The sequence below is a fragment of the Rhodopseudomonas sp. BR0G17 genome, assembly GCF_010907025.1.
Lineage (GTDB): Bacteria > Pseudomonadota > Alphaproteobacteria > Rhizobiales > Xanthobacteraceae > Rhodopseudomonas > Rhodopseudomonas palustris_H.
Map to the genome: position 1 here is coordinate 1 of NZ_QUML01000023.1, position 14,038 is coordinate 14,038.

The 14,038-nt window shown below is 65.6% G+C and carries 13 protein-coding genes; 3 read left to right on the top strand and 10 right to left on the bottom strand.

Annotated features, from left to right (window positions below):
* Positions 1 to 295 precede the first annotated feature (295 nt).
* The gene (locus DY467_RS17180; RefSeq protein ID WP_164637725.1) at positions 296 to 928 is read right to left on the bottom strand and encodes a TetR/AcrR family transcriptional regulator; all 633 of its coding nucleotides are present in this window, start codon (positions 926 to 928) and stop codon (positions 296 to 298) included.
* A gap of 82 nt (positions 929 to 1,010) precedes the next feature.
* Between DY467_RS17180 and DY467_RS17185 the strand changes: the two genes are divergently transcribed.
* On the top strand, positions 1,011 to 1,751 hold the full coding sequence (locus DY467_RS17185; RefSeq protein WP_164637727.1) for a 3-oxoacyl-ACP reductase family protein: 741 nt from the start codon (positions 1,011 to 1,013) through the stop codon (positions 1,749 to 1,751).
* A 7-nt stretch (positions 1,752 to 1,758) separates the two neighbouring features.
* On the opposite strand, the gene DY467_RS17190 is transcribed toward DY467_RS17185, so the two are convergent.
* Positions 1,759 to 2,175, bottom strand: a complete 417-nt coding sequence (locus tag DY467_RS17190; protein ID WP_011157358.1) for a Ros/MucR family transcriptional regulator — start codon at positions 2,173 to 2,175, stop codon at positions 1,759 to 1,761.
* A gap of 186 nt (positions 2,176 to 2,361) precedes the next feature.
* Complete coding sequence (locus tag DY467_RS17195) at positions 2,362 to 3,237, bottom strand: DUF2892 domain-containing protein (RefSeq protein ID WP_164637729.1); 876 nt, start codon at positions 3,235 to 3,237, stop codon at positions 2,362 to 2,364.
* A gap of 266 nt (positions 3,238 to 3,503) precedes the next feature.
* Between DY467_RS17195 and DY467_RS17200 the strand changes: the two genes are divergently transcribed.
* Positions 3,504 to 4,286 carry a class II aldolase/adducin family protein gene (locus DY467_RS17200; protein WP_107355003.1) on the top strand — a complete coding sequence of 261 codons (783 nt, stop codon included), beginning with the start codon at positions 3,504 to 3,506 and terminating at the stop codon, positions 4,284 to 4,286.
* 164 nt (positions 4,287 to 4,450) lie between these two features.
* On the opposite strand, the gene DY467_RS17205 is transcribed toward DY467_RS17200, so the two are convergent.
* A complete protein-coding gene (locus tag DY467_RS17205; protein ID WP_164637732.1) occupies positions 4,451 to 4,588 on the bottom strand; it encodes a hypothetical protein in 138 nt (45 codons plus the stop codon).
* A gap of 161 nt (positions 4,589 to 4,749) precedes the next feature.
* On the opposite strand from DY467_RS17205, the gene DY467_RS17210 reads away from it, so the two are divergent.
* Positions 4,750 to 6,747: a methyl-accepting chemotaxis protein gene (locus DY467_RS17210; protein WP_164637734.1), complete on the top strand. Its 1,998-nt coding sequence runs from the start codon at positions 4,750 to 4,752 to the stop codon at positions 6,745 to 6,747.
* 40 nt (positions 6,748 to 6,787) lie between these two features.
* On the opposite strand, the gene DY467_RS17215 is transcribed toward DY467_RS17210, so the two are convergent.
* The 6 genes from DY467_RS17215 to DY467_RS17240 all read right to left on the bottom strand — a co-directional run bounded on the left by DY467_RS17215 (position 6,788) and on the right by DY467_RS17240 (position 13,882).
* Positions 6,788 to 7,075 carry a DUF3325 domain-containing protein gene (locus tag DY467_RS17215; protein ID WP_107355001.1) on the bottom strand — a complete coding sequence of 96 codons (288 nt, stop codon included), beginning with the start codon at positions 7,073 to 7,075 and terminating at the stop codon, positions 6,788 to 6,790.
* Positions 7,072 to 8,646, bottom strand: a complete 1,575-nt coding sequence (locus DY467_RS17220; RefSeq protein WP_164637834.1) for a PepSY-associated TM helix domain-containing protein — start codon at positions 8,644 to 8,646, stop codon at positions 7,072 to 7,074. The genes DY467_RS17215 and DY467_RS17220 overlap by 4 nt, the downstream gene beginning before the upstream one ends.
* 61 nt (positions 8,647 to 8,707) lie before the next feature.
* Positions 8,708 to 8,989, bottom strand: coding sequence for a DUF3649 domain-containing protein (locus DY467_RS17225; RefSeq protein ID WP_164637736.1), 282 nt, complete (start codon positions 8,987 to 8,989; stop codon positions 8,708 to 8,710).
* Positions 8,986 to 9,720 carry a cobalt ABC transporter substrate-binding protein gene (locus tag DY467_RS17230; protein ID WP_164637738.1) on the bottom strand — a complete coding sequence of 245 codons (735 nt, stop codon included), beginning with the start codon at positions 9,718 to 9,720 and terminating at the stop codon, positions 8,986 to 8,988. The genes DY467_RS17225 and DY467_RS17230 overlap by 4 nt, the downstream gene beginning before the upstream one ends.
* A 112-nt stretch (positions 9,721 to 9,832) precedes the next feature.
* Entirely contained in the window at positions 9,833 to 12,133 is a 2,301-nt protein-coding gene (locus tag DY467_RS17235) for a TonB-dependent receptor (protein WP_164637740.1), read from the bottom strand.
* Positions 12,134 to 12,475: 342 nt separating this feature from the next.
* A complete protein-coding gene (locus DY467_RS17240) occupies positions 12,476 to 13,882 on the bottom strand; it encodes a M20/M25/M40 family metallo-hydrolase (RefSeq protein WP_164637742.1) in 1,407 nt (468 codons plus the stop codon).
* Positions 13,883 to 14,038 lie beyond the last annotated feature (156 nt).

The window sequence follows — 14,038 nt, forward strand, 5'->3', positions numbered from 1 at the left end:
GGCCAGCCACGCCAGCGGGCTTTCACTGTCGTCCATCGTGACGCGCGCTAGCCCGTCGGCCGTCATGATGTCGCGCTCCGTGAGATCCAGATGACTGGCACGAAAACCGTCGACTTCGGCCCTGCCCTGCGCGCGTGGTGTGGTGGACTTCCGTCCGCGACGTTTGACCTGCATCTCGGTCCGACCTTTCCTAGAGCTTGATCTAAGAAAATATTCCCACAACGAGACCGGCGCCGCAAGGGCATCAAACACGCAGGATCGGATTTTTTTCCTCAGCCAGCAACCCGCGCGGCCATCATGCGCCCCAGTGCGTCAGAGCATGGCGGGCCGCCGCCGCCAGCTCGGCACGGCTGGCACCGTCGCGGGCCAGGATCGACATGCCGGCCTGGACGGCCTGATAGAACCGGGCAACCGCATGGATGTCGGACGACGCCGGCAACTCTCCCGCCGCAACGGCCTCGCTCAAGCGCGCTTCGAGGCGCTGCAGCGTGACCGCACGGGCGCTGCGCACCATCTCGCCTAGTTCGGCGTGTCCTTCGCTGCCCACGGCCGACAACGTGACCATGCAGCCGGGCGGATGATCGTCAGGCGCCCCGGTCAGCGCGGAAGCGGAGTCGAGCAGAAAAGCTTCCAGCGCCTCGCGCGCGGTCTGCGCAGTGTGGAACCGACCCCAGACCAGTTGCTCGTAATTCGCTTCGTAGTGTCGCAGCGCCTCGGCGTAGAGCGCCTCCTTGGAGCCGAATGCGGCGTAAAGGCTTGGCGGGCCGATTCCCATCGCCTCGGTCAGGTCGGCGATCGAGGTCGCCTCATAACCCTTGATCCAGAACAGCCGGGTGGCCTCTGCCAGCGCGCGCTCCCGATCGAATGCCCGCGGCCTTCCGCGCGGCCGTGCGGGGCGATCGTCGAAGGGCTGATCTGATTTCTGCATTAATCGCTATATAAATCGCTTGCCGACCTCCGGCAATTCGCCTACGAATTATATATCGATTACTACAAAAAAAGAGGATGACATGGTTGAGCTGACGGGTAAGCGGGCGCTGATCACCGGAGCCTCGCGCGGCATTGGCGCCGCAATTGCGAAGGAACTGGCCGCCAAGGGCGCGGACGTCGCCATCACCTATGAGCGCTCAGCCGAACGCGCCGCCGAGGTCGTGCGCGTGATCGAGGGCGAAGGACGTCGCGGCTTCGCGCTTCAGGCGGACAGCGCTGATCCGGCGGCCTTGAAGTCCGCAGTCGACGAGGCTGCGACCAAGCTCGGCGGCCTCGACATCCTGGTCAACAATGCCGGTATCGGCCGCGTCGGTCCGATCACCGAGCTCAGCCTCGCCGACATCGATGCGCTGCTGAACATCAACGTGCGCGCAGTGGTGCTCGCGTCGCAAGCCGCGATCCCTCACCTCGGACAGGGCGGACGGATCATTTCGATCGGTTCGACCCTCGCCGAGCGGGTGCCGTTCGCCGGCTCGACCGTTTATGCGATGACCAAGTCGGCGCTGCACGCATTCACGCGCGGCCTGTCGCGCGAGCTCGGGCCGCAGGGCGTCACCGTCAATCTGGTGCAGCCTGGATCGATCGACACCGACATGAACCCGGCGAGTGGCGAACAGGCCGACCAGCTCCGCGCCCTGACGGCGCTCGGGCGCTACGGCAAGCCTGAGGAGATCGCCGCCGTGGTCGCGTTCCTGGCCAGTCCGTCCGCAGCCCTGATCACCGGTGCGATGATCACCGCTGACGCCGGCTTCTCGGCTTGACGGCGGATTACTTCCGCCGGCGGCGCTGCTGGCCGAGACCCATCTTCTTGGCCAGTTGCGAGCGCTCCACCGCGTAGTTCGGTGCCACCATCGGGTAGTCCGCGGGAAGTCCCCACTTCTCGCGGTACTGCTCCGGCGTCATCTTGTACTGCGTACGCAAATGCCGCTTCAGCGACTTGAAGCGTTTGCCGTCTTCCAGGCAGATCAGATATTCCGGCGTCACCGATTTCTTCACCGGAACGGCCGGCTTGGCCGGCTCCTGCGGCGCCACCTCGGGGCGACCGGCCGACAGCCGCTGCAGCGCGGCGTGGACCTGACCGATCAGCGCCGGGATCTCGCTCGCCTGGGTCGCATTGTTGCTGACATAAGCCGAGACGATCGATGCGGTCAGCTCGATGTAGCTCTTGCCTGGGGTGTCACTCATCGGCCGTCCTTCGTCGTCGGTTCGAAACGCGCCGCGCGGCAGGCCGCGGGCGCGTTGGTCAAATTGTTGGGATACTCGGTGGTATTTTGCAGATCGCCGCCGCGCGGCGAATCTAACCTTGCCAATACCGAAGTCTATTTAGGGTGGTGCAGTCCAGCAAGGTAGACCAACAGACGAACCCGCGCCTTAGCTGCGCTGTTCGAGATGCTCGCGCAATTCATCGATCGACTCGAACCGCATCATGCCTTCCGGCATCTGCGCCTCGATCGAACCGTCGGAATACAGCGAATAGGCCATGCCATCGACCACGCCGGATTTCAGCACGGTGACCTGCTGCATCTCCTCACTGCGCGGAGCCGGCGTCGGCTCCAGCAGGCCGGACCGTTCCGGCGGCGGCGGCGTCTCGTCACCACCCGCTGCGGACCGCTTGCGCGGCCAGGCATCCTCGAAATTGCGTGCTGAGCCTCCCAACAGGTCGCCGGACGGCGCCTCGCCGCCGGCCTGGGCCGCGCGCTCCCGCTCGCGGCGGGACGAGGCGAACAACAGATTGCGCCGCTTCGGCGGCGTCTGCTCGTCCTCGGGCTCGGGCGACGACGTGTCGAGCGGCGCAGAAGGCGGTGGCGGTGGTGGCTTGATCTCGAGCGGCGCCGCAGCCCGCTGGCGCAGCCGGTCGCGCGCTGCGGCCTCCTCCTGCCAGGGCATCACGCCTGCGGGCTCAGCAGCGGGCGAGAGCGGCTGAGGCGGCGCGGACGGCTCCGACCGGTCGCCGGGGAACAAGGCATCACTGTCGGCGCCCGCAGCCGGCGGTTGGGGAAACGCGGTCCGCTCCGGAGCCCGGGTGACGCTGGTCTCGATGTCCTCGGTGCCGAGGCCGGCGCCGATCGACCGCAGCTCACGGATCACCGCCGACAGGCCGAGCAGCAGCGCGCCAGTGCAGAAGCCGATCACGCCGGACAGGATCAACGTGTTGCCGAAGCTGAATTCCTTGACCGGGACGCCGACGATGATCGACGCCGCTCCGGCCAGCAGGAAGACGATGCCGGCGACCAGAAGCAATATCATGCTGTACTCCACTCCGGGGCGGAGCGCCTCGGTAGCCCGCGTTACGATAGCGTCATCCGTCCCAGATCGGCAATCGCCTCAGGCCTTTGCGAACAACTTGTTGGCGCCGCGGTTGCGGACCCTGCCGCCTTCCCGGCAGGATTGGGGCACCGCCCCGCCACATGCCTGCTGCGCTCCGGTCGGCGCTTGCTGCAAGGCATTCGCAGCACTAGGCTTCCGCCAAGTCAACGCGCCGGGCAACGGCGCCCACACCGAAGAGGAAGCGCATGTCCCCAGCCGAAGCCGCACGCCTGAGAGAAGTCCCCTCCGACATGACCGAGGCCGAGTGGGAGCAGCGGGTCAACCTCGCCGCCTGCTATCGCCTGGTCGCGCTGTACGGCTGGGACGATCTGGTCGACACCCACATTTCGGCTCGGGTGCCTGGCCCCGAGCATCACTTCCTGATCAATCCCTACGGGCTGATGTTCGACGAGATCACCGCCTCGAGCTTGGTGAAGGTCGATCTCGACGGCAACCAGCTCACCGAGAGCCCGTACAAGATCAACCCGGCCGGCTTCACCATCCATTCGGCGATCCATGAGGTCCGCGAGGACGCCGGCTGCGTCATTCACCTGCACACCCCGGACGGCACCGCGGTGGCGAGCTGCATGGACGGCCTGCTGCCGATCAACCAGACCGCGCATTTCGTCACCGGCGACCTCGCCTATCATGACTATGAAGGCGTCGCGCTCGATCACGACGAGCGGCCCCGGCTGCAGCGCGACCTCGGCGACAAGAACCACATGCTGCTGCGCAATCATGGCACGCTGACCGTGGGCCGCACTGTCGCCTCCGCGTTCGAGCGGATGTATCATCTCGAGCGCTCCTGCACGATGCAGGTCCGCACCAAGATGCTCGGCCCGACGGCCTACCCGCTCGAGCAAATGGTGATCGACAAGAACCACGACCTGATCGCCAATCGCGACGCGATGGAGCTGCGCTCCACCAAGCTGGTGTGGCCGCCGCTGCTGCGCAAACTCGACCGCATCGATCCGAGCTATCGGAGCTGAGCGGGCCAACACTGTCACGCGAGCGCAGCGAAGCGATCCAGAGGCTCAGCATACCGAGCTGGATTGCTTCGTCGCTTCGCTCCTCGCAATGACGGCTGAACGCGCGGTTGAAATCTGCAAAGGCGATGCTATCCTCTCCGCATCACCCTCTACGCTATTGGAATTCAAACGCCGCCCAATTCCGGGCGGCGTTTTTGCGTCGGCACGCGACCATCGGCGCCGACATCGATTTGTGACGTAATTATTACGCCGCGCTTTTCATCACCACCATCGCGCTCATCAACGTCGCGCCGCGCGCGCAAGTAATCGCTCCTCGAAAGATATCTCTGCTTCTGAAAATTCCACCTCGTAGATTTACCGAATGTTGGTCTCTGCCGTCCATGGGTGCGCCGCCGCCAACTAACAGATGGCGACTCGCGAAGAAAATAACCTTCGCAAAACTGTCACCAACCTCGGTTGCCCGATGCGTCAGTTGTATTCCGCTTCGAAACACGTTCTGAAATCTCTGTTCAACCGCATCAAGATCGGTCTCCGCTTCAAGATCGCAGTGCTCGGTTTGATCGGCGTCGCCCTGGTCGGCTCCGCCTGCCTGCTCGGGCTGAGAGAGGCAGCCGAGGCGGAGCGCAGATCGGAAGCCAGCGTGGCGCTGCGCTTTGACGTCATGCAGCTGTCGGCCGACTACCTGCAGGCGGGATTGATCGCCAACGAATTCCTGCGCACGTCGGACGACAAGCTGATCGCAAAGCACGAGGCGGTCGCGACGGCGGCCAAGCACCGGCTCCAGGACATCGAGCAGCGGCTCGGCCGAACCGACAGCGACGCGGCGGCGAAGCAATCGACGGCACTGCTTACGGGCCTCAATCTCTATCTCACACGTTTCCAGAATCTGCTGTCGGCCAAACGCGTGCTCGGTCTCACCGAGCAGGACGGATTGCAGGGCAAGCTGCGCGAAGCGACCAGGCGGCTCGAAGCGAAGCTGGCTGAGATCGACGATCCCCGCCTGTCGGTGCTGATGCTGACGATGCGTCGCCTGGAGAAGGATTTCATCCAGAAGGGCCGCGAGAAGGACGGGGACGATCTGATCGAACGGGCCTCCGATTTCGCTGGCGCGCTGGCCAAGAGCGATCGTGCCGCCGACCAGAAGAAGGAGCTAACGACGCTGATCGGCGGCTACAAATCGAGCTTCCTCGCTTTCATGGTCAGCCAACAGAGTCTGAACGAAGAGACCGAAGACTTCGGTTCGGTGTTCGCGCGCACCCGGCCGACGCTGGACGCGCTGATGACGAGCGCAGAGGCGCGCTATCGGGCTTCCCAATCGAGCGCGGCCCAAGTCCGAAAACTGCTCAACTGGATCATCGGCGGCGTCACCTTGGGCGTGGCGACACTCGCTCTCCTGGTCGGTCAACGCATCGCCGGCTCGGTGACGCGGACCACCGCGGCCATGCAGCGGCTCGCCGCTGGGGATTTCGACGCGGTGCTGCCGGGACTGGAGCGGCGCGACGAGATCGGCGAGATGGCGCGCGCTGTCGAAGCCTTCAAGGCAGCGTCGCAGCGCGCCGCGCGCGAAGAGGCTGAAGCTAAGATCGCGCAGCAGCAGATCGAGGCCGAGCGCCGCAGGGACGGCATGCACAAGCTCGCCGACGGCTTCGAGGTCGCGGTCGGCAAGGTAATCGAAACCGTGTTTCTAGCGTCGAGCTCGCTTGAGTCATCGGCGGGCTCGCTCACCCACACCGCCGAGACGTCACGCCAGCTCACGATCGCGACAGCGTCGGTCTCGTCCGAGGTGAGCGCCTGTGTCGGCACAGTTGCGGCGTCGGCCGAGCAACTCCTCGCCTCCGTCGACGACATCGGCCGGCGGATCGAGGAGTCGACGACGATGACGGCCGCAGCCGTGCGGCAAACACGGCAAACCAGCGAGCACGTGCTGCAGCTCGCGCGCGCCGGCGATCGCATCGGCGATATCGTCGGGATGATCCAGACCATCGCCCGCCAGACCAATCTGCTCGCCCTGAACGCCACCATCGAAGCCGCACGGGCTGGCGACGCGGGGCGCGGCTTCGCCGTGGTCGCCTTCGAAGTCAAAGCCCTTGCCGAGCAGACCGCCAAGGCGACGCACGATATTCAGCGGCAGGTCGCGGATATCCAGCAAGCGACACGTTCGTCGGCCGGCTCGATCGACCAGATCGTCGGCCTGATCGAACGGGTCTCGGAAACGATCGCGACCATTTCGGCCGCGATCGAGACGCAGGGGCTGGAGACGCGGACCATGTCGGACCACGTGGCGAAAGCTGCGAGCGAGACCGTCCATGTCGCGACCAGCATCGAACAGGTGCAGCGCGGCGCCGAACATGTCGAAAGCGCCTCGCGCGAAGTGTTCGCTGCGGCGCAGTCGCTGGCGAACGACAGCAACGTGCTGCGGCGGGAAGTCGCCGACTTCCTAGGCTCGGTACGTTCGGCCTAGGCGCCGGCGACCGCGAGCGAAGGGGGGCGGAGTCGCGGGCTCACTGGCGCAATCCGACCCGGCGGCCGTAGCCGATCAGCGCACAGTACACCAGAGCGGCCGCCAGCGTGGTGTGGCCGCTGAATTTGACCAGGCCGAAGCCCCAACCGGATACGTCCACCAGCACGGCAAGCGCGAGCGTCAGCAAGCAAGCACCGATCGCGCGCAGGGCGATCACCACCGGCCGCCGCAGCGAGCGACGCAGGATCTCATGCTGCGGCCGGCGCATGGCGAATGCGAATGCAGCGAAGCCCAGCAGACACAGGGCTTGAGCGAGCGCGTGGCTCATGTCGCCGCCTCGCCCGACATCGTTGGGAGCGCGTCGCGCTTCGCTAAGCTGCGCGGCGGGCGAACCCGCGCGCCCTGACGCGCGGTGCGGATCGCCAGCACGGCGTGCAGCAGTGCCAGCATCCAGCACATCAGGTCGGTGCCGACGAACACCCAATCGCCGACCGCGAAGCTGTGCCACAGCGGACGCTGGGTCGTCATGGCGTTGAGCACCGGGATCAGCGCCAGCAATCCAGCGGCCGCCCACAGCTGCTCGACCCAAGCCGCCCGCGCCGGCCGCAGCAGTGCGTGGAGCAAGGTCAGCCCCCAGACGATGAAGAACACATGGATTTCCCAGAACGCCCGGTCCGCCATCGCAGTCGGCAACAGGCGGTTCGCCCACAGGAACGCCGTCATGGCGATCGAGAGTCCTGCGATGCTGGCGATGTTGAGCCGCTCGACCAGGCGAAATCCAAAACACGGCCGCTCCGGATCAGGCAGCTTCTGCCGCCGCTTCACCGTCCACATCACCAGGCCGGTACCGACCATCGCGGTGCCCATGAAGCTGACGATGAAGTACAGCCACCGGGTCTCGAGGTCGCTGAACCGTCCGATGTGCAGCGCGTAGAGTACGCCGCGGGTTTCGGCCGCCGCACCGACGCGATCATGCACAGAGAGTAATTTGCCGCTGACGCCATCGAATTCCAGGTAGTCGGGACTCATCGAGACGCGCCCGGCATCGCCGCGGGTCACCGCGATGCGGGCTGCCGCGTTGCCCGGATTGGCCGCGTTGACGCGCCCGACATCGGACGTGCCCCAGCGCATCTGCGCCTGCCGCACCATCGCTTCGATCGAGCCGAGCAGCGCCGCGTCTGCGGCGGGATTGCCGGGCGGGATGAAGGCATTGAGCTCCGCCATCAGTTGCTGGCGCTCGGCCGGCGTCTTGATGGCGGCGCGCTCGCCCCATGGCACGTACAGCGCCATCAACGTCACCAGCCCGGTGTAGGTGATCATCACATGAAACGGCAGGCCGAATACCGACAACGCGTTGTGCGCGTCGAGCCAGGAGCGCTGGCCCTTGCCCCAGCGGAAGGTGAAAAAGTCGGTGAAGATCTTCTTGTGGGTGATCACGCCAGCGACGATCGCAATCAGCATGAACATCGCCGCGAGACCGGCGAGCAGCCGTCCCCAGAACGGCGACATGTAATAAAACTGAAAATGGAAGCGGTAGAAGAAGTCGCCGCCAAGCGTCCCCCGAGCTTCGACCTGACGGCCGGTCACCGGATCGAAGTGGCCTTCTCCGAAGCCACGCGCATCCTGCGCGACGGGAAGCCGCCAGAACGCATAGACGCTGTTGCTGCGCCCCTCGGGAAGCTTGATGCTCCACTGCGTCGCGCTCGGCGCAATCCGGCCGATTTCATCGGCGACACGCTGCGCCACCACCGCCGGGTCCAGCGCCTGCATCACGCGCGGCAACTCGGGCCGCATCCACTGCGACAGTTCCTCCTTGAAGAACGACACGGTGCCGGTGAGGAACATCGCATACAGCACCCAGCCGAGCAGCAGCCCGGTCCAGGTGTGCAAGCCCGACATGCTCTGCCGGATGCCGCGATGGGCGGCTTGTCGATCATGCTTGGTCACGCGATGCGCCCCCTCAGGAAGCAAACCACGCCAGCGGCGCCAGCACCGCGACGACGACGGCTAGGCCGATCCATGCTCTCAGCGCGCTCCGCGCCGCGAACGCCCAGATCACCACAGCCGTACACACCGCGAAGCTCGCCAATTGACCCGTGAGCACCGCCTGCGGCTTGCTGATCGGCAGCGCCAGCACTGCGACGCTGAGCAGCGCCGCGATCCCGTAGCCGCCGGCCGCCGCCGCGACGATGCGCGCGATCAACGGACCGATCGTCCGCGCGCGATGTACCCGCGCGGTCATTTGCTCGGCGCGGCCGGCGTCGCCGGCGGACCGGGCGGAAGCGGCGGCAGGCCGTCGGCCTTCTCGTAAGTGACGGTGGTGGCGTAGCTCACCGCATCATAAGGCTCCGCCCCCTTGGCACCGAAGCGCTCGCCAGCGGTTTTGTCGTTGAGGCTGACTTCGGCGACGTAAACGCCCTTCCACGGCATGTCGAAGCTGACCAGCCCCTGCGCGTCGGTGTGCGCTTCCTTGGCCCAACCCGACTGCGTCGTCAGCGTGACCTTGGTCTTCGGCTTCGGCTGATCCTTGAACACCAGCTTGAACTGGCCAGGCTGCCCGGTCGGCACCAGGTCGAGCACCAGCTTCGGCTGCTGCGCGGCAAAGCCAGTGATCAGCCGCGCGGCCGGATAGAACCAATTCCGCACGTCCTTACCCTGCTGCTTCCAGGTGTACAGTGGATAGTTTGCGTCCTCGGCCACGATGCTGTCACCGGCCGCAGCGGCGAACGGCAGCTTGAACCCGCTCGGGGTCTTGCTCGCCTCCGCCTTCTGCTCACCCTTGGCGGACAACAGCGTGCCGGTGACCTTGCTGAATTTATCGAGCAGCCCGGGCGAGGCTTCGCGCAGATTCTCGCCGAACTCGCCGAACCGGACCACGGCCTGGCCGTCCGCCTGCTCGATCCAGATCTGATGCGCCTGCGCGGACGCGGCGGCGCCGAGCAGCGCAACGATCGCGAGAGAGAGCTTGTTCATGTCGTGCTCCTTGTTGGCTTGAAGATCGCGTGCCGGACGACAGGCCTCCGACACGTGGATGCCCGGCACGAAGGCCGGGCATGAAGTCGTTGCGTGCGCTGCGCGCGTTCGATCAGAAATCGAACGCCGCCGAGAGCAGATAGGTGCGCGGCGCACCCACGGTGACGTAAGTGCCGGTGGTGAGCCAATAGGTCTCGCCAGTAACGTTCTCGATATTGGCGCGGAAGGTGACCGGCTTGCCGGTGAGTGCCGTCGTGGTGTAGCGCGCGCCGATATCGAGACGGGTCCAGCCCGGGAAGCTCAGCGTGTTGGCCGTGGTGAGATAGGCGCTGCCGGTGTGGATCACTCGACCGTTAAGCGCGAGCCCGCTGACCCATGGCGTATCCCAGTCGAGCCCGGCGGAGAACGTCCTGTCAGGAACGCCGGCCGCGGCATTGCCGCGCTGCGTCGGGTCGGTCGGATTGGTCAGTTCGGGATTGATGAACGTCGCACTCGCCATGCCGCGCAGCCCGGGCAGGATCAGGCCATAGACGTTCAGCTCCAGGCCTCTGTTGCGCTGCTCGCCGTCGTAGGCCTGCGCATTAGCCGCCGTGGTGATCAGGCTCGGACGGGCGATCTGGAACACCGCTGCGGTGGTGGTGATGGTGCCCCAGTCGACCTTGACGCCGGCCTCCTGTTGCTTCGACTTGTACGGCGCCAGGATCGTGCCAGCGTTCGAGAAGTTGCCGCCGACAATGGTGCCGCGCGTGAGACCCTCGGCGTAGTTGGCATACAGCGACACGTTGGTCCACGGCTTGACGACGATACCGGCGAGCGGTGTCGTGGCGCTGGCGTCGTAGGTCGAGGTCAACGCGCCGATGTTGGTGCCGGTGGTGGCGTAACTCTCCTGCTTCACCATCTGATGACGGCCGCCGAGCGTCAGCAGCACCGACTCGTTCAGGAACGACATGGTGTCGACCACCGCGACGCTGGTCAGCGTGCTGTCGGAGGCGTGCCGCGGCGCGTAGCGGTCCGACGTCACCGCCGGCAGCGGCGCCGGGTTGTAGATGTTCGACGCGGTGGTGCCGCCCTGGATGTAGGCGTTGCCCGCCTCCTGGAAGAACCCGGTATAGGCGACGTTGAGCTTGTGGCCGATGAAGCCGGTGTCGAACCGCGACCGGAAGCCGACATTGCCGCTGACGGTCTTGGTGTAAGAATCGTAATACGTATTCTGGACGTTGAAATTGCCGAGCGCATCCACCGCCGTCGCCGAGCGCGGGAAGGTCTGGTAGTTCGAGCCATCACGATAGCCAACGCCCGCATAGGCGGTCAGCCAGTTGGTCAGGTCGTATTCCAAAGCGGTTGCGGCCGTGTTGTCCTTCTGGCGCAGCCTCGTGTCGGGATACCAGTTGCTGCGTGCATCAGGCGGCGCCGGAATCGCAGTGGCGGTCGGCAGCAGGCCGATCTGCGGGCGGAAGTTGTCGGTGTTGTCGTTTTGCGAGAATAGATCGAGCGTCCAGCGAAGCCGATCGCCGCGATAGTCGATCGCCACCGCACCCAGACCCGACTGGAAATTTCCGTCTCTGATCGAGGCTTCACCGTTACGACCAACGCCGTTGAAGCGAACGCCCCACTCCTTGTTGGCGCCGAACCGCTGGCTGGTCTCGAGATGCAGTCCGTAATTCGCCGCGCTCATGAAGAACGGCGTCAGTCGCGAGAACGGCTCGTCAGTAGCACGCTTGGTGACGATGTTGATGCCGCCGCCGACGGCTCCGCTCGGCGCGATGCCGTTGATCAGCGCGCCTGGACCCTTGAGCAACTCGATCCGCTCGATGATCTGGGCCGGAACGCGCTGCGACGATGCGAGGCCATACAGACCGTTGAGGCCAACGTCGGTCGCCCTGACCTCGAAGCCTCGGATGATGAAAGTGTCGTCGAAGCCGTCGCTACCGGTCGACAGCCGCACTGAGGAATCGTTGATCAACGTGTCGGCGGCGGTGCGAGCCTGCTGGTTCTCGATCAATTGCGAGGTGAAGTTGACGGTCGAGAACGGCGTGTTCATCACGCTGGTCGCGCCGAGCAGGCCGAGCGTGCCGCCCCGCGCCACCTGGCCGCCCGCATAGGCCGGCGCCGGCGCGCCGATGGTGCGGGTCGAGCCCATCGTGGTCGGCGGCGCGGCCGGTGGGGGCGGCGGCTCGGCGGCGCGGCGCGGCGCTACCCGCGCGGCGCGCTGCGGCGTGGCGCGTGGCTGCGCGGTGCGTGTGGTCGACCGTGTACGCTGCTGCGGCGCATCGACCGAGACCGGCGGCAACACGCGCGCTTCGGACTCCTGGGCAGGCGCCGAGGATGGCGCGAGGCCGGCCGCGCACAGCGTCAGCACGCCGGTCGCGACGCCCAGATACAAACGATTGTTGCTGGCCTTGAAGTTGCTCACACCACGCCCCCGGTCACTCGTTGGTGTCCGGGTAGGAGATGAGGGATGGTGAGGCAACGGATGCGATTTAGAATTGATATACGCACGCCATCGCAAGCGCCCGGCACTTAGAACGAGTCTAGTAAGCGACCTCTCCGCTCAGTATCACGCCGGTGAACGCAACGCGGCGAGCCGGGCGCCAAGGAACACCTTGGCGCATCGCGGCTTCGCGCAGTTTGCTACTCACCACGCGGGAGCGAAACAGCCATGGAACCGATTTGGAAAGATTCTGGATTTGCGCGCAGTGGCGCAAATCCAGAGCAGGCCTCGCGCAATGCGAGGTGACGATCTGACGCGACGGTTTCAGCGCGGCGCGTCAGCCAGCGCACCGAGAATCCGCACCCACGAACGGATGCCCTTCTGGAAGCTGGTGAGGTTGTACTTCTCGTTCGGCGAATGGATGTTGTCGTCGTCGAGACCGAAGCCGATGAGCACACTGTCGAGCCCGAGCGTACGCTTGAAATCGGCGACGATCGGGATCGACGCGCCGGAGCCGATCAGCACCGCTTCCTTGCCCCACTCCTCGGTCAGCGCGCGGCTCGCCGCGGTGAGCGGCTTCATGTCCCACGGCAGCGCGATCGCTGCGCCGTTGGAGTGATCGAGAAACTCGGCGCGGCAATCGCCCGGCAGCCGGGCGGTGACATAAGCGCGGAACGCATCGCGGATTTTGTTGGGGTCCTGCCCTTCGACGATGCGGAACGACACCTTGGCAGAGGCTTCCGCCGCGATCACGGTCTTCGATCCCTCGCCGGTGTAACCGCCGACGATGCCGTTGATGTCGCAGGTCGGTCGCGAGATCAGCTGCTCGATCAACAGACGATCGTCCTCACCGGCCGGAATCGACAGCCCGATCGGGCCGAGAAAACTCTCGGCGGTCAGGTTCAGTCCCTTCCACTGCGCCAGGATCTCCGGCGGCAGATCCTTCACGCCGTCATAGAAGCCCGGAATGGTGATGCGGCCGTGCTCGTCGTGCAGGCCGCCGAGAATCCGCGTCAGCACCCGGATCGGATTCTGCGCGCCGCCGCCATAAACCCCGGAATGCAGATCGCGGTTCGCCGCCTTGATCTTCACCTCTTCATAGACGAGGCCGCGCAGCGAGGTGGTGATCGCCGGCGTCGCCGGGTCCCACATTCCGGTGTCGCAGACCAGCGCGAAGTCGGCGGCGAGGTCCTTCTTATGCGCATCGAGGAACGGTACGAAGTTCTTCGAGCCGACCTCCTCCTCGCCCTCGATCACGATGGTCAGGTCGATCGGCAGTTCGCCGGTGGCGTCCTTCCACGCCCGGCAGGCTTCGATAAAGGTCGAGAGCTGACCTTTGTCGTCCTGCGCACCACGCGCCACGATGATCTTGCGGCCGTCGGCATGGTCGGCGATCACCGGCTCGAACGGCGGCCGATGCCACAGCTCCAGGGGATCGACCGGCTGCACGTCGTAGTGGCCATAGAACAGCGCGTGCGGCCGGTTGCCGGTGTTGCCCTTGGCCTTCGCCACGATCGCCGGATGACCGGCGGTCGGCCTTACCTCGGCATCAAATCCGATCGACGCGATGTCGGCGCAAAGATGCTCCGCCGCCGCCTTGCAGTCCGCCGCAAACGCTGGATCGGCCGAGATCGACTTGATCCGCAGCAGTGCGAACAGCCGCTGCAGCGCGGAGTCGAAATCGGCATCGGCGCGGGCAAGCACCGTTTGAACGTGAGAGCTGGCGGACATGCTGTGTTCCTCGTGTGAACTCGTCATGCCCGGCCTTGTGCCGGGCATCCACGTCTTGCGGCAGGCACCGCCGGTAGACGTGGATGGCCGGGACGAGCCCGGCCATGACGCATGATAGGCAAATAGCTCGAACTATGAAGACGTCAGGATGCAGCG